Genomic DNA, 21,719 nt, shown 5'->3' with positions numbered 1-21,719 from the left:
CGCATACTCAGGCCATGTGGGAGGGTCGGGCGATCGGCGCACGACGCGAGATCGCCGCACTGGCAACGGCGGGCCTCGCGGTCGCCGAACTGCACCGCGCCGCCATCGACCTGGTCGAACGGGTGGTGCCGACGGAGCTCGCCTGCTGGGCCTCGCTCGACCCGGACACCGCCGTGATCAGCTCGATGACCAGCGGCGCGACGCGCATCCCCGCCGAGTTCGAGCCGCTGCTCGCGACCTACGAGTACGACGGCGCCGAGCCGCACACGTTCGCCGAGTTGGCCCGCCGCCCCAACCCGGTGGCACGGCTGTCGGACGGTCCACGCCACGCCCGCAGCGGTCGGCTCAACGAGGTGTGGCGCCCCCTCGGCCTCCAGAACGAACTCCGCGCGGTGTTCCGGGTGGACGGCACGTGCTGGGGCGCGGCGGGCATGGTGCGGCGCGGCGAGTTCACCGACCGCGAGGCCGAGTTCGTCGCCTCCGTGGCACCCGCGTTGGCCGCCGCGACCAGGGTGGCGGCCCGGTCGGGGCACCACCGCGCCGCCGGCGAACCGGCGATCGTCGTGATCGGCCCGGACGGCGTGCCGCGAGCCGCAACGGCCGCCGCCCGATCGTGGCAGCAGGAGTTGGACGAGATCGCGCCCGGCCGGTTCGCGGTGCTGTTGCGGGCCGTGGTGGTCGGGGCGCGGTCCGCCTCGTCGGGCACGTTCCGGGCACGGGTCCGCGACGCGTCCGGCGGCTGGATCCTGTTGCGGGCGGACCGGTTGATCGGGGAGGACGACGACGGCGACACGGCGGTGACCGTGGAACGGGCGTCCGGTGCCGACCTGCTCGACCTGCTGTTCGCCGCCTACTCCCTGACCACCCGCGAACGCGAGGTGTGCCAGGAGGTCGTCGCCGGACGGTCCACTTCGGACATCGCGGCCCGGCTCGCCATCTCCGCGCACACCGTGCAGGACCACCTGAAGTCGGTGTTCGGCAAGGTCGACGTGCGCAGCCGCGGCGAACTGGTCGCCAAGCTCCTCCCCGAGGGGCAACGCTAGAACGTCTTGGCCGCCGTGACCGCGTCCTCGTGGGCCTGCTTGCGCCCCAACTCGGCATCGGCGGTGACGAGGTTGGGGCGGAAGCTGATCTCGGTGACGTCGGCGATGCCGGCCCAGCGCAGCCAGCCGCTGAAGAACGGGCGCTGGAAGTCCTGCCCGAACGCCGTGTCACGACCGTCCCCGTAAACGGCGCTGGTGTAGACGACGGCGGCCTTCTTGCCCGTCAGCAGACCCGAGTAGCCGCGCTCCGGGTCGAACCCGAACACCATCCCCGGCTGGCTCACCACGTCGATGAACTGCTTGAGGATGTACGGCACGCCCGCGTTCCACATCGGCACGCTGAACAGGTACGCGTCGGCGGCGGCGAAGCGGTCGAACGTGCGCGAGGCGGCGTCCCAGGCCTGCGCGGCGGCACCCGACGGCTCCTGACCGGCGAACACGGCCATCTTGGCGGCTGCCGCGTCGGGACCGAACGGGGGCAGGGTGCCGTCCCACAGGTCGAACGTGTCGATCCGGTGATCGGGGTGGGCTGCCCGGTAGGTGTCGAGGAACGTGCGGGCGATCGCCAGCGATTCCGAGGCTTCGCCACGGGGTGACGCGGAGATGTGCAGAAGGGTGGTCACGGTGCAGTCCTCCAGAGAGACATCATCCGGACTCCGGTCCGGTTAACCCCGACTTTAGCGGACTGCGGTCCGGTTGTGTCAACGATGCGCGTCACGAACCCGTCAGGACCAGGCGGGCGTTCTCTCACCGGTCAAGCCCTGTTGATCAGCGGGTCGTAGTGCGGGCTTCTGGAAGTGCGGTAGTGGTGACAAACCGTGCATGTTCGCGGCGCGCTCGCAGCGGACGATGGCCCGCGAGGGTCGGACGGCCAGCGGCATCGAGTACTCGGTTCATGGCGTGGGATGTCGTATGACCGATGAGGACGGCCGTGAGGTGGATGTCGACCTGATCCCCGACCCTCACACGACCATCGTGGTGGAAGCCTTCGACGTCTGGCGAATCAAGCTCTTCCTCTCCGGCAACGGATACCACCCTCTGACAAACGAGGAAGTCAACGCCGCGTGCGAGCAGCTCGCTGCCTGCGGCGAACTGCGGGTGGTCAAACAGGGTCGATGGTTCGCGCTGCCGCCATCCGACTGACGGTTCCAGCCTCGCAAATCACCCGTGCCGGACAGCGGCGTGACAGTGGCGGTCGAGCTGGAAGCCTGTTCCCGTGGGGCCTTGTTCTCCAGCGTCAGCTCGTTGATCACCTGCGCGTAGGTGCGGATGAGTGCTTCGAGACCTGTGCAGCGCTTATTGAGCGAGGTGGTCGCGTTGCAGATGGGAGAAGGGGTCGTGGTTGTCCCGGAACTCGGCCGCGTCGAGGATGGCGATCTTCGGCGATGTCGCGGTCGGTGCAGGCGATGTTCTGACGGTTGGGGCGGCAGTCGTCCTGGTCCGGTGTGGCGCGGACGTCGCCTTCGCGGCCGCGTAGCCGGCAAGTGCCTTGACCTGGCCGAACACGCAGGTATCGCGCGGCCGGGATAGATCTGCAACAGCGGGTTGGCCGGCATGTCGTGGGCTTGTCCGGTGCCGGTCAGGACCCGGCCGGGGAACTTCAGGTGCGCCTGGTTGACCCGGTGGACATAGGTGGCGGCGGCCTGGCCGCTGGGAACACAACCCAGCCACCAGGCTCATAACCAGTCCTCACAGTCGGCAGGCTAGAGATCAGGAGCCACCTACAACTGCGGACCAGATAGAGAACGTGCGAGTCGGGCGATGCCGTCGGCGAAGCGCTTGGCGGAGAGCTCCTCACCGGTCGCGTGCCGGAGGTCGGCAGCCAACGGGGCAAGCAGCGCGTGGGCGAAGAAGTCGGCGTCGAGGTCCGGCCGCGCCTCGGCCAGCAGGATGCGCACGTGCAGGCGCCAGAACCGGTACGCGCCCGTCCGGTAGCGCGCGCCGGGGTTCGCCGTCTCCGACAGCCGCACGAGATCGAGATTGGCCTCCAGGAAGTGCGCGTACGCGGTGACGAAGGCGATCAGCCGCTCCCCCGCCGGCGCACCGGGCCCCAACGGCGGCGGGCCGCTGAGGATCGCACCCTGGAGGTCTTCCTCGCGGGCGCCCAGGAGAGCGGACGCCAGGCCTGCCTTGTCCCCGAACCTGCGGAACAGCGTCCCCTTGCCGACCCCGGCCTCACTGGCGATCTGGTCCATCGACACGTCGGCGACGCCGTGCCGCGCGAACAGCCGTGCCGCGACGTCGAGGATCTTGGCCCGGTTGCGCGCCGCGTCCGCACGCTCCTTCGGCGCCGCCTCACGGATACCCGCCAACTCGACGTCCCAGGACGTCCCGCGCTTGTCACCCATGGAGGCGGACTGTAGTCCGAATACCGACATGTGGCCGACCAACTAAGCGTGTAGGTTCATGTGGTCAGCCACATGAAAGGGAGGCGATCGTGGAACAGCCGAGCACGGCCGACGCGGGCAGGCTGAGCTACGCGATCTTCACCCTGGCCCGCGCGCATCGCGGTTTCGCCACCGCGCTGCTGCGCGACCTGGGTCTGCACCCCGGCCAGGAACTACTGCTGATGAGGCTGTTCGACCAGGACGGGCAGACGCAGTCGGAACTGCTGGACCACGTCGGCCTCGACCACTCGACGGTTTCGAAGTCGTTGCGCCGGATGCAGGAAGCCGGTCTGCTGACCCGGGAACCGAGCGAACGCGACCGACGGGTGCTGCACGTCTGGCTCACCGACAAGGGCCGTGCGATGCGCGAACCGGTGACCCGACTCTGGTCCACCCTCGAACGCGCCTCCGTGCGCAACCTGACCTCAGAGGAAGCCGACACCTTCATCCGACTCGCCAGCGTGGTCGAAGACGCGATCGCCCACCGGCACACCTACCCGAGCGAGGAGACCTCACGATGAAAGCCGTTGTGCTGGAACGGTTCGGCGGACCGGAAGAGCTGCGTTTGTCCGAAGTGGCACGCCCCGAGCCCGGTCCCGGCCAGGTGCGCGTCCACGTGCGGACCGCGGGCGTGAACCCGTTCGACGGGAAGGTCCGCTCGGGCTCGATGGAGGCGGTCTTCCGCACGTCGCTGCCCACGATCCTGGGTTCCGAGGTCGCCGGTGTGGTCGACGCGGTCGGCCCGGACGTCACCGGGCTCGCGGTCGGCGACGCCGTGTTCGGGTTCGCCGACTCGGGTTCCTACGCCGAGTACACCCTCGCCACCTCGGTCGCCCGCAAGCCCGAAGGGCTGTCGTGGGAGCACGCCGTGACGCTGCCCGTGGCCGGTGAGACGACCGACCGCGTGCTGCGTCTGCTGGACGTCCAGCCTGGTGAAACGCTGCTGGTCCACGGCGCGGCGGGCGGTGTGGGCTCGGTGGCGGTGCAGGTGGCGGTGGCGGCCGGTCTGCGGGTCATCGGCACCGCCGGCCCGGACAACCAGGAGCACGTCGCCGCCCTCGGCGCGACGCCCACCACGTACGGGGAAGGCCTGGTCGAACGGGTGCGGGCGTTGGCGCCGGAGGGGATCGACGCGGTGTTCGACGTGGCGGGCAAGGGGGCGCTGCCGGACTCGATCGAGTTGCGCGGCGGCACGGACCGCATCGTCACCATCGCCGACAGCGCCGCCGGCGAGCTGGGGGTGGTGTTCACCGGCGGTCCGCAGCAGCGGTCGGCCGAGCGCCTGGCCGAACTGGCCGACCTCGCCGTGCAGGGAAAGCTCCGCACCACCGTGGCGGCGACGTTCCCGCTGGCCGAGGCCGCCGAGGCGCATCGCGTCAGCGGCGCCGGCCACGTGCGCGGGAAGATCGTGTTGACGGCGTGAAGTGGTTGACGGCGTGAAGTGGACGGCGGTCGAAGTCGACCGGACCACGTCGGATGGCCCGGATTTCCCGTCGAAGTCGCGGGAACTCGGGACGGTGGACGGGTTGCGGCTCGTCGCCACCGGCGTCGAACTCGTCGCGTCGAGGGCGGGCAAGGTGGTGTGGCGGCACCGGTGCGGCGCGAATCCACATACCGCGCACGGGAGCGCGGACCGGCTGCTGGTGTTGACGGATTCGCTGGACTACCACCCCTGGGGCCATCTCGGGCCTGCCCTGTTGCTCCGCCTCGACACCGGTGACCGGGTGGCCGATCTGCGTGGTCAGCGGGGCGCGGCGCTGGACGGTGGCCGGTTCTTGTTGGGGCTACAGGGTTACGACACGTTCGACACCTGGTTGCACGACCGCCATGGGACGGAGTTGGCGACTTGGCGCACCGCTGGGCACTACGTCCCGTTCGCCGACACGGACGACGTGGTGGTGGTCGAGTGCGGCAACCGGAGTCCGTCCGTGGTGAGGCTGTTGCCGGGAGGTGAGGTCGAACGTGGGCACCCGTTGCGGGAACAGCTGGTGGCCGAGCCGGTCGTGCTGGGCGACGGCACGATCGTGGTGCTGGACGCCGGTGTGCTGCTCGCCATCGGGCGTGACCTTCGTGCCGTAGTGCTGGCCGAAGTGCTGGACGTCGAAGACACTTCGCGGTTCCACGGCAGGTTGCGCCTGGACGACGGCGTCCTCAAGGTCACTGTGGTGGAACGTTGGCGCGGCACGCCGCTGATCTACTCCACTCACCACGTGAGATACGCGCTGGAGCCGGACTTCGGGTGAACCGAACGGCCCCTGGACACTTCGTCACCACTGCCTGTAACACATTGTTGACAAATTACCGGCAGAAGTCCGAGGAGGACCGATGGTGGCACGGGACATGAGTCGACGCGGGTTGCTGCGCACCGCTGGGGCGGCGGGCGCGGTCGGGGCGGTCTCGGCGCTGTTCGGTACCGTGCCCGCGATGGCCGAGCCGTCCGTGACCCCGTTCGACCTGCACTTCGCGGTATCGCACAAGTACCGCCCGTTCGACCTGATCGCACCGCGGTTCGTGCAGTACGACAGCGCCGTGACCCCGCTTTCCGCCTCGTCCGACACGCTCGTCAGCACGGGCGTCCGGCCGCGCGCGCCGTTCGGGTCGGTGCTGGTGGAGGTGCAGCGGGCCGCTGGTGTCGTGGTGGCGGGGCTGGCGGGCGGCGGCACGTCCGTGCTCGGCACGCTGGACGCGACCACCGGGCGTGCCACGATCGAGGTGACCGTCGGCGGCGCGACCACCGTGGTGAAGTCCGCCGAGGTGCGGGTGGCCGGCGCGTTCCGGTTCGCCGTGGTGGTGAACGAGAACGCGGTGACGGTCCTGGTCGACACGACGGGCACGGGCGCCGGGTGGCAGCCGGTGCTGACCGAACGTGACGGCGTGCGGGCGTTGGTCGATCTGCGGGTTCCCGCAGTGCTGGGTCGGCTCGACTACTCCTTCGGCGGTCGTGGCGACGTGCGGCTCGGTCGGGTCCGGGCGGGTTACTTCGGGCAGGCCGGTGTGCGTGATCCGCACGTCGTGCAGCACGCGGACGGCCGGCCGTTCATCCGGGACGGCAAGCTGTACCTGACGATGACCAACGCCGGGTTGGGTTTCTTCCAGCAGGCGCACTGGGCGGTGTGGACGATCGACCTCGCCGACCCGAGCCGGTTGGAGCAGGTCGCGGTGCTGTTCTTCGAGCGTGACGGCGTCGTGCTGGGCGACCACGCCGGGCAGATCGTGTACGACGACCGCACCGGCCGGTTCATCCTGGCGATGAGTTCCTGGGGCGACTTCGCGTTCCGGGGCGTCCACGTCCGGCACACCACGACCACCGCGAACGTGCTGCAAGGCGTGCATGTCCTGCCCACCTCGCGGTTGGGGTTGCCGACGGCCGTCAGTTCGTGGGACCCGGCCCTGACCCGCATCGACGGCCGCTGGCACGTGGCGTTCGTGGAGAGCGAGGCGCAGCAGCCCGCGTTCGTGTTCCACCCGGCGCTCGCCGTCGGGCCGGTCGGTGCGGACTACGCGGACTCGTTGCGGATGGTCGGCGCGGACAACTCGGTGGACCAGACCGAGGGCACGATCATCCAGCGGGTGGGCCGGAAGTGGCACGTCTTCGCCAGTGACGGCGACGCCCGCGAGTACCCCGTGTACGACCTGTCGATGCGCAAGCTGGGCACGCTGGATGCGCCCTACGGCACCAACATCCCACATCCGATGCTGCTTCAGGTGGGGCGCGAGTGGTGGATGATCACGTTCGACGGCACGCAGTACGCCGAGCCCGTCCTCGGTTACGGCGGGCACGGTGACCTGATCCTGATGCGCAGTCCCGGTCGTTAGCTTTCGCCGATCACGCGGCCAGTCCCAGCGCGAGGGTGACGGCGTTGAGCGTCAGGAACCCGATCGCCAGGCCGAACTGCTGCGAGTGGTCGCGGGCCAGCAGGTGGGTGTGCACGGCGCAGGCGAAGAAGACGACGAGTCCGAACGCCGCCGCCGTGCCCACCCACGGCGTCCACAGGAAGCCGATCACCAGGCCTAGCGCGCCGGCCGTTTTCAGCGTGCCGATGGGGAACGTCAGCCACGACTCCGGCACTCCGGCCTTCACCATGCCGGGGATGATCGGCTTGAAGTGCAGCAGGGCGGCGATGCCCGAGAAACCGTTGAACGCGATCGCGATCAGTGCGACGACGGTGTGCGTTGTGGACACCAGGTACTCCCGGATCGAGTGATGGTACGAAGTCAAGATGATATGGGTACCGTATCATACGAGTTACGTAGGTTTTCGGGGTTTGGTTAGCTCGTGGGGTGACTGACTACATCGACGGCTACATCGACGAAGCCCTGAAGGCGTTGACGGCCGGAGACATCGACCGGGCCAGGGAGGCGGCCGGTCGCGGCGGGACTCCGCTGCTCGCCGCGTTGGCCGCGCACCTGGACGCCGGCACGGACGGGTCCGTGTACGACCAACCGGCGGCGTTCGAGGCGTTCATCAACGGCGGCGGGAACGTCGGCCTCTACCGTGCGGTCACGTCGGCGTTGGCGGACGTCTACGCGCGGGTCCGGCCGTCTCGTGTGCTGGACATCGGGTGCGGTGACGGTCGGGCGTTGCGTGCGCTGGGCTCTACCGAGGTGGCGGTGACGTTGGTGGAGCCTTCGGCGGCGTTGCTCGAGGTGGCGGTGCGTTCGCTGGACGGGATCGAGGTGGACGCGCACCACGGCCGGATCGAGCCGTTCGCGGCGGAACTGCCCGCGGACGCGGTGTTCGACGTGGCCCAGGCGACGTTCGCCCTGCACACGTTGCCGCACGAGGTGCGTGACGGGGTGTTGGCGGATCTGGTCGGGCACGTCGGTGTGCTGGCGGTGGTGGAGTTCGACGTGCCGGACCTGGCGCACGGGAGTCCGGAGCACCGGCGGTTCCTGGCGGAGGCGTACGAGCGCGGGCTGACCGAGTACGACGCCGACCGGACGTTGGTGGCACAGGGTTTCCTGATGCCGGTGCTGACCGGGCAGCTGGTGCCGGGTGCGACCCGGGCGACTTGGGAGCAGCCCGCGTCGCGGTGGGCGTCGCAGGTCGAGCGGGCGGGGTTCACCGACGTCGAGATCACCCCACTGGACGACTACTGGTGGTCGCCCGGGTTCCTGCTGACCGCGTCCGGGTCTCGCCGATGACGAGCGGTTAGCCGGTTCCCTGACTGCACTTCCGCAAGTTGTCGAGTTCGGCCTCCATCGCGGTGTCCTTGACGTTTTGGGTGTAGGTGTCGGGATCGCGCACGGCCAGGACGTTGAAGCCTTCGACCAGCGCGACCAGGGACCTCGCGGTCTGGGCACGACGGGCTTCGTCGGGGCAGATCGGCGTGAGCAGCCTTCGGCTTCGAGCTTGCCGAGCGGGTCGTCGGCACCGGCTTCGGCGACGTCGGCGCGCAGGGCGGTGCGCTGGTGCAACATCTCTCGGGCGTGGACGAGCAGCGCTTGCTTGTCGGGGAACGTGTGGAGCACGAGCCCGGTGGTGCGGCCGGCCCGTTCGGCGACCGCGCGCAGGGTGAGCCCGGGTAGACCGCGTTCGCCAGGACCGCTCAGACCGCGGCGGACAGGCGGTCGAGGTCGAACCGTGGGACGGGGTCGACGGCACGCGCCTGCGAGCGGCGCAGCGTGCGGAGTTGGACGCGCGGTATGGCAGTGACGACCACGAGCCCGGTGTCGCGCCGGGAGCGCACGACGTCGCGGTGTTCCTGGTGGCGCGTGACCGGGACGGGGCGTGCGGTGGGGTGTGGTGGCCTGCGGATCCTCGGGGCGGGAACCGCGGAGATCAAGCGGATGTACGTCGAACCGGCGTGGCGCGGCATGGGGGTGGCGGTGCGGATCCTGCGGGCGTTGGAGCAGGTCGCACGCCGGTCCGGGGTGGTGGACCTGGTGCTGGAGACGGGGACGCGGCAGCCCGAGGCCATGCGGTTCTACGAACGTGAGGGCTACCGGCGCATCGACAACTTCGGCCCGTACCGCGGTGAGCCGGAGTCGGTCTGCTACGCCCGCCGACTGCCCGCCCCGACCGCCGCGGTCATCGGGCGATGACCAGGAGTTCGCCGTCCGGGGCGCCGATCGGCTCGCGGCGCCAGCCGCCGTAGATGTGCTCCACGGTGAACCCGGCGTCCGCCAACGTGGAGCGCACCTCGTCCTCACCGCGGAAACGCAGGGTCGCCTCACTCCGCCGCTCATCACCGTCGGAGAACGTGTAGTGGTGGACGAACGTGACCACGCCATCCTCGACTGCCGTCACCTCGGTCCAGATCACCACTTCGACACCGTCGGCCAACGTGACCCGGTCCCGTGACTCCACCGGATTCCACCGCTCCCACCTCCGGGCCCGGGGATCACGCGTGTCGAACACCAGACATCCGCCAGGGACCAGAGCGCGCCTCAGATCGGCCAACGCGCACGCCCACTCCTCGTCGGTGACGAAGAACTGCACCACGTGACTGGTCATCACGGCGACGTCGAACGCCGCGTCGGGCAGGCAGTCCGTCGAGCCATCGACCCACGTCACCCGCTCGGAGCCCGCCTTGTTGCGCGCGGCCTCCAACGACGCCGCCGCCGGGTCCACCCCCGTGACCAGGTGACCGGCCGCAGCCAGGCCGAGCGCCAACCGTCCCGTTCCGCAGCCCAGGTCGAGCACACGGGCGCCGGGCGTCTCGTTCACCACGGACAGGAAGAAGTCGTCGTCCACCGACCACGGGCACTGCGCGTCGTAGACCTGGACAAGCCTGGAGTCTCGAAACTCGCCGTGGCGCACGACCGGAACGTAATCAGGACCTCGCGCACCGGTCGACCGGATTTCGTCCGCCGACCGCGCCGTCGCCGACTGCGCTGCGGAGACGCACTCGTTCCAAGTCTTGCAGGACTCCAGCATGCCGGTGAACTGGTCCCGGAGAAGGTCGGCGGGCAGGCCGAGGTCGGCGCACGCGCTTTCGTCGCCGTCCAGTTCGTCGACCATGGCGATCAGCCGGACGATCTCCTCCTCCAGCGTGTAGTCCGCCGTGCCGGTCCGGTCCATCCGTCGCCACAGGTGGACGACCAAGCCGACCTGCGTGGAGAAGCCCGTCCGCTCCACCTTGCCGAATACCTGGCGCCCCAGCAGGACCACATCGCGGTAGTGGTCGGCCACCGACGGGTCGTCCGCGTCGTTCGACTTGATCAACGCGAGGTCGAGCCGGCACGCCAGGGTGAGGGGGTCCTGCTCCCCCAGGACCTCGCGGCACCGGTCGGTCAGCAGTTCGTACTCGTCCATGCACTGCCGGAACCGGTCCGCGTCGGTGTTGGTGATGCTGTTCCAGTGCAGCCACGCGACTTCCCGCCGCAGGCCCAGCACCTCCGGGTGGTCCTCGCCGAGCAGTCGCACCCGGACGACCATGGCGTGGTTGAACAGCGATTCGGCGCGCACACGGGCGTTGGTCACCTGCGCGAACCTGGCCACCGTGCACGTGAGCTTGGTGGCCAGCAGCGCCCAGTCCTCGGGGAACACGTCCTGCTTCTGATGGATCGAGTCGACTACGTGCTCGCAGTGCGGACTCAACGCCGCCCAGCGGGACATGTCCTCCGGGACCTCGGCGGACAGGTGGGAGAGGTGGAACGTGAAGCCGTCCAGCAGGGCGACCGCCAAGGCCACGTACGGTCTGAGGTCGCGCCGGAAGTCCGGCTGGTGGCGGTTCGCCTCACGGATCACGGGGTGCAGTCGCAAGCACTCCGTAGTGACCGAAGACGAGTGGGCGTGCCGGAACGGGACGTTCTCGGTGAGGCCGAACTTCTCCAGCGCGACCAGGGTCCTCAGCACCGACCGGCTGGTGGCACCGGCGAAGAGCGGACTCTGGGCGACGACGCGCGCGTCCACCAGCGAGTACGGGATCGGGGCCTGGGCGAAGCAGGACAGCCAGCGCAGCAACGGGCGGGCCAGCGGGTGGCCCAGCTCGTGCAACAGGTCGAGGGTGAACTCCCACGTCCGGGTGAGCAGTTCGCGTGGTTCCAGCGCGCGGTCCAGCCCGTGCAACTCGTCCAGGGTGCCGAAGTCGCTGCTGAAGGTCAGCCGGTAGCTGTCGAAGTCCTGAGGCAGGTCCACGTCGGGCACCGGCGGGAACGACTTCGCCGCGTCGAGGTACCGGCCGGCGAGGTACAGGGTCAGCGGCAGGTGGGCGAGCGTGCGGGCGAGCTCGCGGGCCTGTGCGACCGTGCCGCCGTTCGGGGCGAGGTGGCGCAGCAGGGCGACGGCTTCCTCCTCGTCGAGCGGGCCGACCCCGTGCAGCTCCGCGTTCCGCCAGGTTGCCGGGCGACCGTCACGGGTCGTGATCAGCACGGCGCCCTTCTGCTGCACGAGCGGCTGCCACCAGGGGTCCAGCAGCCGCCCGTCGTCCGCGTTGTCGATGATGATCACCCACGGGCGAGTGCTGCCGGCGAGCGCGGAGCCGAGCACCCGCGCCGCGGACTGCTTGCCGGACCAGGCCTGGATCACCTGGTCGAGCGGACCGCCCGCCTCCAACGCGACCTCTCGGAACCCGGCCCGCAGTGTCTTCTCGGCCGAGGCGTCCAGCCACCACACCCGGATGTCGTCGTGGACGCGGGCGATCCGCGCGGCGAACGCCAGGGCGGCTGTCGTCTTGCCGCTCCCGCCGACGCCGTGCATCACGACGCGGGCGCCGAGTTGGGCGCGCGCGGCCCGGACCAACTTCCTGATCAGGTCTCCGCGCCCGTAGAGGGTGCCGTCGAGGCGGAACGTCGGCGCCACGATGGACACCAGACCGGGGCCGAACCCGGCACCCGGGATGCCGTGGAAGTTGACGTCACCGGTGATCGTGCCGGTCTGCACGACCGCACCGGCCGCGTCGCCGGTGATGTGGTTGTCCACCGGGTGTTCAGTGGAACGGGGATGTCCCGCATCGTTCATGGTGGTTCCCGGGGAGGCTCGGCGGAGGCCGCGACGATAAAGCTCCGCTCTGGGCCACCGGTCCCGATTGCGCTTGTCGTCACCTGAACGTGGACATAACAGACCTGCTCGGAAAGCGTGGGGCGGCAAGGTTCCGCAATCTTGCGGGTCCGGTTCCACCTCGCATTACACGGTGCTCAGCGTGTCTTCCCACTCGATCCGGTGGTCGAACTGCCAGGTGAACTTGGCCGGGTCGACGAACTTCATCGCCACCGGCATCAGGGCGTCGCGCAGGACCCTGCCGATGGGGCCGGCGGCCTTGTTGCGGTTGGTGCGCGCGGCTTGGGCGGTGATCCGTTCCACGCGTGTCCGGCGCAGGTTCTCGTAGGTTCGGAACGCTTCGGGGTGGGGAAGATCGCGCAGGCAGCGGGCGAGTTGGACGGCGCTCTCGAACGCCAGTGACGCGCCCTGCCCGGAGCTGGGTGACGTGGCGTGCGCGGCGTCCCCTAGCAGGACCATCCGGCCCTTGCTCCACGTCGGCACGCGTGGCACGTCTTCGAGGGCGCCGGTGATGACGAGCTCGGCGGGGTCGGTGGCGGTGATCACGCGGACGGCGGGGGTTCGGTCCGGGGCGAAGGCGTCGGTCAGGACGTCGAGCCACTGTTCCGGGGCGGTGGCACGGGCTTCGGCGATCGTCATCGGCGTCCGGCGGGGCAGGTTCGCGAACCATCCGGCGGAGCCGTCGTCGCGGACCTGGTAGCCGAAGAACGCGCGCTTTCCCGACACCAGCCGCATTTCGCCGTCGGTGGATGGTTCGTCGGTGTGGGCGAGGCGGGCGCCGAAGCCTAGGAGGCCGGTGTACCGCGGTCCGGGCGCGTTCGGATCCAGGATCTTGCGTACGGTCGATCGTATACCGTCTGCACCGATCAGGAGATCGGAGTCCACTTCGGACCCGTCCGAGAAGTGCGCCGTGACATGGGATCCGTGGTCGACCGCGCCGACCAACTCCTTGCCGTGCTCGATGGTCACCCCACGCCGGAGCGCTTCGTCGCGCAACACGCGGTAGAGGTCGTAGCGCCAGACCAGCAGTTGCGGCGGCTCACTGCCGAACCGGCCGAGCGTCCGCCCCGTCCAGCTCTGCAACGCCATCGCGGTCATCGGCGCGCCGACCTCCCCCACCGCGTCCGCGAGCCCCACGACGTCCAGCGCCTGCAAGCCGTTGGGCGCGATGCTCAACGCGCCACCCGAGCCGTCGGCCGTGCGGTCGTAACGTTCGTGGACGGTGGCCTCGATCCCGGCCTTCCGCAGTGCCATCGCGGCAACGGGTCCGCCGATGCCGCCACCGATGACGGTCGCTCTCATCGTTCCTCCTCGTGGAATCCCGCCCACAGGGGGCGCCAGTCGTCGATGCGGGTCAGGAAGCGCCGGACGAATGTGATCTCGGTCTTCAGCAACGCGATGCGGTACTCCTCCTCCACCAGGAAGAGCGGGTGCGCGTCGGCGCCGGCGATCACCGCCTCGGCCTCGGCCAGTTGACGTCCGAGCCCGACCAGCCGGTCACGGAGGAGGACGGCGACCTCGTCCGGGTGCAGCGCCCCGATCATCGACAGCGCCGCCACGAAGTGCGGGTGCTCGTGCCGCGGCTCGGCGACGAGTTCGCGCATCCAGTCCTTGAGTTCCGCCCGTCCCGCGTCGGTCAGCGCGTACACCGTCCGCTCGGGCCGCTGCCCTTCGCGTGACGTCTCGTGCTCGGCGATGAACCCGCTCTTCTCCAGCTGCCCGAACACCATGTAGAGCGAGCCGTGGGTGAACTTGATGCTTCGATCGTCACCGTGGTCGCGCATGAGCTTGCTCAGCTCGTACGGGTGCATGGGACCCCGGACGAGATAGCCGAGCACCGCCAACCCGAGCAGGTTGCCGACTTTCCGCTTGGACGCCACCGCCACCTCCTAGTCAACTCTGACTATCCATGCCCGACTAGTCAGAGTCAACTAGTCGGAACCGGCACAACCCTACGTATGGGGCTGGTGACATCCGGCTACGGCTGGTTCGTTGGGTACCGGGAGCCTCCCTGTCACCGGCTCCCGGAAGTCCCTGCCCCCAAGGAGACCAACGATGCTCGTACGAAAGGCCGCGTGGGTCGTCGCCACCGTGCTGGGCCTGCTGTTGCCGCTCGTCGCGGTGGCCGCACCCAGCGCGTCGGCGGACACGCACGCTCTGGTGCGCACGCTGTACTACGACGTCAGCCAGGCCCAGGAGTTCGCCGCGGACTGGGATCGCGCCGCGGTGAACTGGAACAACTCAGTGACCAACGTGAAGCTGGCCCGCCGGGCCGCGGGCACGCCGACCAACATCCGCATCTACGCGGACAACGGCTGGCCCCGGGCTTACGTCTCGTCGCTCGGCAACGGCACCGTCTACATGGGACGCCAGGCCGTGCAGCAGGGCTACTACCGGCCCCGGATCGCCACCCACGAGATCGGCCACATCCTCGGCCTGCCGGACCGGCGGACCGGGCTGTGCGCCGACCTGATGTCCGGCTCCAGCGCCCCCATCTCGTGCCGCAACGACCTGCCGAACGCGGCGGAGCGGGCTGAGGTCGACCGCCGGTTCGCCGGTTCGCTGGCCGCTACGGACGCGCGTGCGGCCGGGTACGCGGGTATCACGGAGTGCTTCGTGTACTGACGCCACCAGGCCTCGTGGGGTGGCGCCCAGCCGCCCCACGAGGTCGCACGACCGACGCGGCTCACGGACGCGGCCACCACCGGCCCGGCCATCCTCGGCCCGGTCACCCCTGGCCCACGGCCAACCCCGGCCCGGTCATCCCTGGCCCACGGCCAACCCCCGCCCGGTCATCCCTGGCCCACGGCCAACCCCCGCCCGGTCATCCCCGGCCCGACCAACCCCAATCCGACCACCCCGGCCCGACCATCCCGGCCCAGCCAACCCCGGGCCCACGGTCATCCCTGGCCCGGCCACCACGGACCCGATCGCTACGGGCACAGTCGCTGTCGTGGCACGCCCGGGAAGTACCGCCCCCAGTCGACCCGGTCCTCGTCCATCCCGGACCACTCGCAGAGCTCGCCCAGCAGCCGCCGGTCGTCGAGGTCGAAACGCAGCAGTTCGCCGTCCCGGTCCGAGATCGTCAGCTCACGCTCGTCCGGCCGGTAGAGCAAGTAGTCGACGGTCGCCGGGTGCCCCTCGATCGACGCCACCTGACGGGGCGCCCCGGGGGTGGCGATGTCCCACACCTGGACCAGTTCCGGCCGGCCGTGGATTACCAGAGCCCGGTTGCCGGCGGCGAAGCCGACCGTCGACGCGGACAGCGGCAGGTCGTCCAGCCGTGCCACGTGCCGTGGAGCGGACGGGTCGGCGACGTCGAGCACGTCGACGGTCTTGGTGGTCTCGTTCACGAGGGCCAGCGCCTCGCCGTCCGGGCTGAACACCACCCGCACCTGGCCTTCCTCGATCAGCAGCGGGCCGGCGGGTGTCACCCGACCCGTCAGGCCGACGTGCCAGAGCTCCACGTAGCGCTGGAAGTAGTCGGGGCCCAGCCGCACGGTCGCCACGATCCGGGCGTCGCCCCGCAGCGCGACGCTCTCGACCCGCTCGCCGGGCAACCGGACCTCGGTGACCACGCCGTCGTCACCCCACCGCCACATCGAGGCGACCCCGGTGCCGGACAGCACGTTCTCCGGGTGGTCGAAGCGCTGGGGCTCGTGGCGCTCCCCGACGCCCGCCAGCACCGAACCGGTGCGGCTCATGGTCTGGACGATCACCTGCCGGAGCGTGGCGACCAGGCGCGGCTCGTCCGGGTCGGCGATGCTCCACACCGTGGTGGGCCCGCGATCGCTCTCCAGCAGGAAGACCCCGCCGTCCCCGCTGATCATGTCGACCCGCCCCTCGGCGAGCACGTCGGCACGGCGCCGGGCCGTCCCGTCCCGCACCTCCCACACCGTGAACGACCGCGCCTCCGGTTCCGTGGAGACCGCGATGTCGCCCTCCGGCGCCAACGACATCCGCCGCCACGGTGGTCGCAGGGTCAGTTCGACGGCGTTCCTCGCGGCCCACGCCACCCGCACGGCGTTGAGCGCCTCGGCCGTGGGTGACACCCGGTAGGCGGTGAGCGCGAGCCGGACCGCGTCGTCGGGCCGGTCCGGCAGCAGACGCAGGGCGGCGTCGGCGGCGCGCAGCGAGAGGGCGCTGTTGCGTTGCAGGTCGGCGCTGTTCTCGGCGACCACGGCGTAGGCGGCGGTGCCGGCCAGGACCACCGCCAGGGCCACGAGCAGCGCGACGTACTGCTTGAGCCGGCGGGTGCGTCGGCGTTCGACCGCGTGCCGGGAGTTCTCGGCGGCCGCGGAGGCGTCGAGGAAGTCCCGTTCCCGGCTGGAGAGCCGGTCGCTGAGGCCGCGTGCCTGGCCCAGGCGCGCGCCCCGGTACAGCCCGTCGGGATCGCGGCCGTGCGCCTCCCACGTGTCGGTGGCGTCGGTCAGCTCGCGGTGCCGCCGCAGCACGTCCCGGTCGTGCGCGATCCAGTCCCGCAGCCGCGGCCAGGCCTGGATCAACGCCTCGTGGGTCAGCTCCACGGAGTCGTCGTCGAGGGTGATCAGCCGGACCCGGGCCAGCCGGTCCAGCAGATCCTGGTCGACCTCCAGCTCGTGCCGCCGCACCCGCCGCCTGGTGTCCTCGGTGCCGTCACCCAGGGCGATGAGCCTCAGCAGGACCGACCGCGCGTCGCGTCGCCCCTCGGGGGACAGCGCGCCGAAGAACTCCTCGGCGGTGCGGGCGATGGCGTGTTCGACCCCGCCCGCCTGCTCGTACCCGGCCAGCGACAGCGTCATCCCGCGACGCCGCCGCCACGTCTCGACCAGGGCGTGGGACACCAGCGGGAGGGCGGACGCCCGACCGGTCACGTCGGCGACCAGCCGGACCACCAGGGCGGTCTCGACGGTGGCGCCCGCTCCCGCCGCGGGTCCGGTGATCGCGAGCCGCAGCTCGTCGGCCGACATCGGGCCGACCAGCACCTGGCCGCCGTGCAACGCGGGCGGCAGCTCCGGGTGCCTGCCGCAGTGCCCGTAGAAGTCGGCGCGGACGCCGATCACCACCCGCACGCGGCTGCTGTCCGCGTTCGCGGCGAAGGTCAGCGCGCGGATCAGCCACTCCCGGTCCGCCGCGGCGCACTGGGTGAAGGCCTCCTCGAACTGGTCCACGACGAGCAGGAGGTCCCGCTCGTCCATGGCCTTGCGGATCCACAGGTGCAGGTTCTCCGGAGACGCCGCGAGGTCCGCCTTCACGGCCACCGGCGACTCGCCGGTCAGCCCGGACAGCGCGACCGCGCACTCCTCCACCGGGTCTCGGCCGGGGGTGATGATGACGACCGGGTCGTCGCTGCGCGCCGCCAGGCCGGCCCGCAGCAGGGACGACTTGCCCGAGCCGGACGCGCCGAACACGCCGGTGAACCGCCGTCGGCCCACCAGGTCGACCAGGGTCGCGGTGAGCGTCTCCCGGCCGAAGAACCGATCGGCGTCACTGGTCTGGAAACTCGCCAGCCCGACATAGGGAATGTCGCCGGGGGCCGGGTTGGGGGCGTCCTCCGCGGCGATCCCGGTCCACCGCTCACGCCATTCCTCGACATCACCGTCGCACGCGCGGACGAATGCCAACGTCACCGCCAGACTGGGCAGCTTCCGGCCCGCGGTCGCCGCGGACAGCGCCGCGGTCGAGTAGTTCGCGCGTCGGCTCAATTCGCGGTAGGTGGGCCTCCCCGCCTTGTCCCGCAAACGGCGTAGATCACTGGCGAATCGCAGCAGCACCGTTCCTTCGGACGCCAAAGGGATTTCCCGACGCGGCACCGTGCCCACCCTTCGCCGTGACCGATTGTCCACGCAACGCTGTTCACCAGGAGGATCCCGACACTGGACATACCTCGTGACCCTAACGTCGAAATTTCCCGGCCCCGGATCGGCGAATTCCACACCGCCGGGTATTCGCCGGCACGAATTTCCGCCGAACGGCGGATCGAGGTTCGGGCCGGGGTCGTCCTCACGTCGAATGATCACGGAGGTATTCGTGTCCGGTTCCGGATCGAGATCCAGGGTGGTGGCCTGGCCGGCCGCCGCCATGGTGGTGGGGCTGCTCGCCGTCACCGCCTCACCCCCGGCGTCCGCCGCCGGGCCCGCACCCGACCAGGACCAAGGCGGTCGCCTCCACGCGGTCACCCTGGTCACGGGCGACCGCGTCCTGCTCGACGGCGACCGGCTCGCTTCGGTCACCCCGGGCGACGGGCGCGGTGGCACCAGCTTCCAGACGTTCCAGCGCGACGGCCACGTGCACGTGGTCCCGCGTGACGCGGTCCGCCCGCTGGCCGAGGGCAGGCTCGACCCGAGGCTGTTCGACGTCACCGGTCTGGTCGAGGCCGGCTATGACGACGCGCGCCGCGATGACGTGCCGCTCATCGTCACCCGCGCCGGCGACCGGTCACCGCAGGTGTCGACGCTGCGGATCACCCGCGACCTCGCCACCGTGCGCGCCGTCGCCGCGGTGGCGCCCAAGGCGACCGCGGCGGCCGGGTGGTCGTCGCTGCTGGCCGATCCCGGTGCGGCCAAGGTCTGGCTGGACGGCGTGCGCCAGCCGACGCTGGACCGCAGCACCGCCCAGATCGGCGCCCCCGCGGCCTGGGCCGCCGGGTACACCGGCGCCGGGGTGACGGTCGCCGTGGTCGACACCGGAGTGGACGGGAACCACCCGGACCTGGCCGGCCGGGAGGTCGCCGAGCACAACTTCACCGCCGACCCAGATGCCGCGGACCTGATCGGCCACGGCACCCACGTCGGCGCGACCATCGCGAGCCACGGCGCGCGGTACCGCGGGGTGGCGCCGGACGTGCGGTTGCTCGACGCCAAGGTGTGCGGCGAGAGCGACGGGTGCCGCGAGTCCTCGATCCTGGAGGGCATGCGCTGGTCCGCCGAGCAGGGCGCGGACGTGGTCAACATGAGCCTGGGCGGCACGGACACCGAGGAGGTCGACCTCCTGGAGGAGGCGGTCGACGCCCTGTCCGCGCGGCACGGCACGCTGTTCGTCATCTCGGCGGGCAACAGCGGCAGCGGCGCGGAGACCGTCGGCTCGCCGGCCAGCGCCGACGCCGCGCTGGCCGTGGGCGCGGTCGAGCGGAACGACGGCATCGCGCCCTTCTCGAGCCGCGGTCCCCGCGTCGGCGACGGCGCGGTCAAGCCGGAGATCACCGCGCCCGGCGTGGACATCGTCGCGGCGAAGTCGGCGGACGGCGTCATCGGCACGCCCGTGGGCGACCGGCACGTGGCGCTGTCCGGCACGTCCATGGCCGCCCCGCACGTGGCGGGCGCGGCGGCGGTGCTCGCGCAGCAGCACCCCGAGTGGACCGGCGCGCAACTCAAGGCCGCGCTGATGGCTTCGGCGAAGCCCAATCCGGCCCTGACCGCGTTCGACCAGGGCGCGGGCCGCGTCGACCTGGCCGAGGCGATCACCACCACGCTCACCACCGAGCCGGCCAGTCTCAGCTTCGGCCTGCACAAGTGGCCGCACGACGACGACGTGCCGGTGAGCAACGACCTTGCCTACCGCAACACCGGCACCTCCCCGATCACGCTGGACCTGCGTGTCGAGGCGTCCGGGCCGGACGGGGAGCCGACCCGGGTCTTCTCGGTCGTCCCTCCACCGTCACGGTGCCGGCGGGCGGCGAGGCGGAGGTGACCGTCACCGGTGACGCCAGGCTCGGCACCGTCGACGGCGCCCACTCCGGGTCGCTCGTCGCTTCCGCGGGCGCGGAGGTTCTGCGCACACCGCTGGGGCTGAGCCGCGAGGTCGAGAGCTACGACGTCACGTTCACCCACCTCGACCGGGCGGGCAACCCCGAGCCCGACTTCTTCACGCTCGTGCTCGGCCTCTCCAACCAACGGTCGAGGTTCCTCAGCGGCACGGGCGGCTCCGTCACCACCAGACTGCCCAAGGGCGATTACCACGCGCTGTCCGACATGGGTGCGGCAGGAATCGCCAACACGGTGCTGATCCGGCCGGACCTGGAGGTCACCGGCAACACCACCATCACTTTCGACGCGCGGACGGCGAAACCCGTGCGGATCACACCGCCGGACGCCTCCGCCACCACCGGAGTGGCCTCCGTGCTGGTCGAACGGACGTATGAGGGTGTGCCGGACTACCTGAGAGGCGTGTACCCGTCCGGCTTCCCGGCGGACATGGCGATCGGTCAGGCGGGGCCGGAGCTGCCCGCGGACCAGGCCGCGGTGATCGTCGGCGCGGAGTTCAACGGCGCGCCGATCGGTGACACGCCGGTGTCGTACCGGTTGTCGTGGGCGGAGCGGGGCCGGGCGCCCACCGGTCTGGTGCGCGCTCCCGCGAAGGGCGAGCTGGCAGAGGTGCGGACCAGGTTCGGACCGGGCCTGCCGGACAAGACGTACGTGCACGGCGGCAACGCGCGCCTGCCCGGCAACCTGCTGGGTGGTGTCGCGGGGATGCGCCCGGTGACCCCGCTCGGCAGCGCGATCGACTACGTGACGACCGACGTCCAGTGGGAGTGGACGTTCCTCCAGCAGAACGCGTCCGGCGCCGAGGCGCTGCTGCTTTCGACGCCCGACGTCTACCGCGCGGGTCGGCGGTACGGGAAGTCGTTCAACGAACCGGTGTTCGGCATCACGGCGCCGGCGTCGGCCGATCCCTACCTGTCCCGTCGCGGTGACGACATCCGCGCCGGGTTGTGGCTGTTCGGCGACAAGGCGGGCAACCTGGGCGACTCGATGGTCGACAAGGCGCGCACCACGCTGTTCCGCGACGGGCAGCCGGTCGGTGAGCTGCCGACGGCCGGTTACGGCGGGTTCACCGTGCCGCCGGGTCCGGCCGAGTACCGGTTGGAGACCGAAGCGGTGCGTTCCGCCGACCTCTCGCCGTTCGCCACCACGGTGAGCGGCGCGTGGACGTTCCGCTCCGACACCGTCGCCGGCGGCGAGGTCCGGCCGCTGCCGCTGTCGGTCGTCCGGTTCACGCCGAAGCTGGACGACAGCGGCGCGGCGCCCGCCGGCCGCGTCCTCCCGGTGCCGCTGGTGGTCGAGCAGCAGCGAGGTGCGGACAACGGTCGGATCGACCGGATCGACGTCGAGGTGTCGTTCGACGACGGCGCCACGTGGTCGAAGGCTCCCGTCGTCGGCCGCACCGCGTTGGTCCGCAACACCGGTCAGCCGGGTGCGTGGGCTTCGCTGCGGGTCGGTGCGACCGACAGCAAGGGCAACACGGTGCGCCAGACGGTGATCCACGCCTATCGGATCGCCTGACGGGGTGCCGGCCGGGTGCTTCGTGGGGTTGCCCGAACAGCCTCACGAAGCACCTGGAACTCCGCCGGACGTCCCGCCGTTGGGG

General features: G+C 70.8%; 18 protein-coding genes. 11 read left to right on the top strand and 7 right to left on the bottom strand.

The features are described from left to right. Positions 1–14 precede the first annotated feature (14 nt). Positions 15–1,043 carry a response regulator transcription factor gene (locus F4560_RS07295; protein WP_184917909.1) on the top strand — a complete coding sequence of 343 codons (1,029 nt, stop codon included), beginning with the start codon at positions 15–17 and terminating at the stop codon, positions 1,041–1,043. On the opposite strand, the gene F4560_RS07290 is transcribed toward F4560_RS07295, so the two are convergent. Beyond that, complete coding sequence (locus tag F4560_RS07290) at positions 1,040–1,666, bottom strand: FMN-dependent NADH-azoreductase (RefSeq protein WP_184917906.1); 627 nt, start codon at positions 1,664–1,666, stop codon at positions 1,040–1,042. The two genes, F4560_RS07295 and F4560_RS07290, sit on opposite strands and share 4 nt — an antisense overlap. Before the next feature lie 199 nt (positions 1,667–1,865). Here F4560_RS07290 and F4560_RS07285 point away from each other — a divergent pair, with 199 nt between their 5' ends. Beyond that, entirely contained in the window at positions 1,866–2,186 is a 321-nt protein-coding gene (locus tag F4560_RS07285) for a DUF6896 domain-containing protein (RefSeq protein WP_184917904.1), read from the top strand. A gap of 578 nt (positions 2,187–2,764) precedes the next feature. Here the strand turns inward: F4560_RS07285 and F4560_RS07280 are convergent. Further along, the gene (locus F4560_RS07280; protein ID WP_184917901.1) at positions 2,765–3,391 is read right to left on the bottom strand and encodes a TetR/AcrR family transcriptional regulator; all 627 of its coding nucleotides are present in this window, start codon (positions 3,389–3,391) and stop codon (positions 2,765–2,767) included. Between the two features lie 89 nt (positions 3,392–3,480). Between F4560_RS07280 and F4560_RS07275 the strand changes: the two genes are divergently transcribed. The 4 genes from F4560_RS07275 (at position 3,481) to F4560_RS07260 (ending at position 7,246) form a co-directional block, all read left to right on the top strand. Continuing rightward, positions 3,481–3,951, top strand: a complete 471-nt coding sequence (locus tag F4560_RS07275) for a MarR family winged helix-turn-helix transcriptional regulator (RefSeq protein ID WP_312868713.1) — start codon at positions 3,481–3,483, stop codon at positions 3,949–3,951. After that, positions 3,948–4,853 (top strand): NADP-dependent oxidoreductase, encoded by a 906-nt coding sequence (locus F4560_RS07270; protein ID WP_184917898.1) that lies wholly within the window; start codon positions 3,948–3,950, stop codon positions 4,851–4,853. The genes F4560_RS07275 and F4560_RS07270 overlap by 4 nt, the downstream gene beginning before the upstream one ends. A 13-nt stretch (positions 4,854–4,866) precedes the next feature. Further along, positions 4,867–5,673, top strand: coding sequence for a hypothetical protein (locus tag F4560_RS07265; RefSeq protein ID WP_184917895.1), 807 nt, complete (start codon positions 4,867–4,869; stop codon positions 5,671–5,673). 82 nt (positions 5,674–5,755) lie between these two features. Next, on the top strand, positions 5,756–7,246 hold the full coding sequence (locus tag F4560_RS07260) for a hypothetical protein (RefSeq protein ID WP_184917892.1): 1,491 nt from the start codon (positions 5,756–5,758) through the stop codon (positions 7,244–7,246). Positions 7,247–7,256: 10 nt separating this feature from the next. On the opposite strand, the gene F4560_RS07255 is transcribed toward F4560_RS07260, so the two are convergent. Continuing rightward, complete coding sequence (locus F4560_RS07255) at positions 7,257–7,649, bottom strand: DoxX family protein (protein WP_221483377.1); 393 nt, start codon at positions 7,647–7,649, stop codon at positions 7,257–7,259. A 62-nt stretch (positions 7,650–7,711) separates the two neighbouring features. Between F4560_RS07255 and F4560_RS07250 the strand changes: the two genes are divergently transcribed. After that, on the top strand, positions 7,712–8,575 hold the full coding sequence (locus F4560_RS07250) for a class I SAM-dependent methyltransferase (protein WP_184917889.1): 864 nt from the start codon (positions 7,712–7,714) through the stop codon (positions 8,573–8,575). A gap of 507 nt (positions 8,576–9,082) precedes the next feature. Beyond that, a complete protein-coding gene (locus F4560_RS07240; protein WP_312868709.1) occupies positions 9,083–9,475 on the top strand; it encodes a GNAT family N-acetyltransferase in 393 nt (130 codons plus the stop codon). Here the strand turns inward: F4560_RS07240 and F4560_RS43430 are convergent. The 3 genes from F4560_RS43430 to F4560_RS07225 form a co-directional block, all read right to left on the bottom strand. Beyond that, complete coding sequence (locus F4560_RS43430; RefSeq protein ID WP_221483376.1) at positions 9,462–12,335, bottom strand: class I SAM-dependent methyltransferase; 2,874 nt, start codon at positions 12,333–12,335, stop codon at positions 9,462–9,464. The two genes, F4560_RS07240 and F4560_RS43430, sit on opposite strands and share 14 nt — an antisense overlap. A gap of 165 nt (positions 12,336–12,500) precedes the next feature. Next, positions 12,501–13,676 (bottom strand): FAD-dependent oxidoreductase, encoded by a 1,176-nt coding sequence (locus F4560_RS07230; protein WP_184917886.1) that lies wholly within the window; start codon positions 13,674–13,676, stop codon positions 12,501–12,503. Continuing rightward, positions 13,673–14,254 carry a PadR family transcriptional regulator gene (locus F4560_RS07225; RefSeq protein WP_184917883.1) on the bottom strand — a complete coding sequence of 194 codons (582 nt, stop codon included), beginning with the start codon at positions 14,252–14,254 and terminating at the stop codon, positions 13,673–13,675. Before F4560_RS07225 ends, F4560_RS07230 begins: the two co-directional genes overlap by 4 nt. Before the next feature lie 175 nt (positions 14,255–14,429). Between F4560_RS07225 and F4560_RS07220 the strand changes: the two genes are divergently transcribed. Further along, positions 14,430–14,999 carry a snapalysin family zinc-dependent metalloprotease gene (locus tag F4560_RS07220; protein ID WP_184917880.1) on the top strand — a complete coding sequence of 190 codons (570 nt, stop codon included), beginning with the start codon at positions 14,430–14,432 and terminating at the stop codon, positions 14,997–14,999. Positions 15,000–15,307: 308 nt separating this feature from the next. Here F4560_RS07220 and F4560_RS07215 read toward each other — a convergent pair whose 3' ends face one another. Continuing rightward, positions 15,308–18,127, bottom strand: coding sequence for an nSTAND1 domain-containing NTPase (locus tag F4560_RS07215; protein WP_221483375.1), 2,820 nt, complete (start codon positions 18,125–18,127; stop codon positions 15,308–15,310). Positions 18,128–18,383: 256 nt separating this feature from the next. On the opposite strand from F4560_RS07215, the gene F4560_RS07210 reads away from it, so the two are divergent. Beyond that, positions 18,384–20,042, top strand: a complete 1,659-nt coding sequence (locus tag F4560_RS07210; RefSeq protein ID WP_184917874.1) for a S8 family serine peptidase — start codon at positions 18,384–18,386, stop codon at positions 20,040–20,042. Continuing rightward, positions 20,039–21,634 (top strand): hypothetical protein, encoded by a 1,596-nt coding sequence (locus tag F4560_RS07205; protein WP_184917871.1) that lies wholly within the window; start codon positions 20,039–20,041, stop codon positions 21,632–21,634. The genes F4560_RS07210 and F4560_RS07205 overlap by 4 nt, the downstream gene beginning before the upstream one ends. Positions 21,635–21,719: the final 85 nt, after the last annotated feature.

Source organism: Saccharothrix ecbatanensis (assembly GCF_014205015.1).
GTDB lineage: Bacteria > Actinomycetota > Actinomycetes > Mycobacteriales > Pseudonocardiaceae > Actinosynnema > Actinosynnema ecbatanense.
This window is presented reverse-complemented; position numbering and strand designations above follow the sequence as displayed.